Below are 372 nucleotides of genomic sequence, written 5' to 3' on the forward strand. Positions count from 1 at the left end.
CGCTGGTGCTCTCCGCCGCCGGGCTGCTGCTGCTCGCGCCCGGAATCTTTTTCGGCGCACTCTTTCTCTGGGCGCTGGTGTCCTTGGCGCTCGCCACGGGCATGAAAGCGATGGCGCTCGCCGCGCGCCTCCTGCCCCGTCCCGCCCGCACGCCGCCGCGGCTGCCCGAGCGGCCGCCCGTCATCTCGATCCTCGTGCCGCTGCTGGACGAGGGCGACATCCTGCCCGCGCTGGTCGGCCGGCTGCAGGCGCTCGACTATCCGCGCGCGCTGCTCGACGTCGTGCTCATACTGGAGGAGACCGACGAAGGCACGCGCCGCGTGCTCGACACGATGACGCTGCCGCCGTGGATCCGGGTGGTGGAGGTGCCCG

At 72.8% G+C, this 372-nt stretch carries 1 pseudogene; it reads left to right on the forward strand.

What is annotated here, in order from left to right:
* Window positions 1-372 (forward strand): annotated as a pseudogene (locus tag AB6A65_RS16725) (glycosyl transferase); the annotation flags it as partial.

This window comes from Rhodosalinus sp. FB01 (assembly GCF_041365715.1).
GTDB lineage: Bacteria > Pseudomonadota > Alphaproteobacteria > Rhodobacterales > Rhodobacteraceae > Rhodosalinus.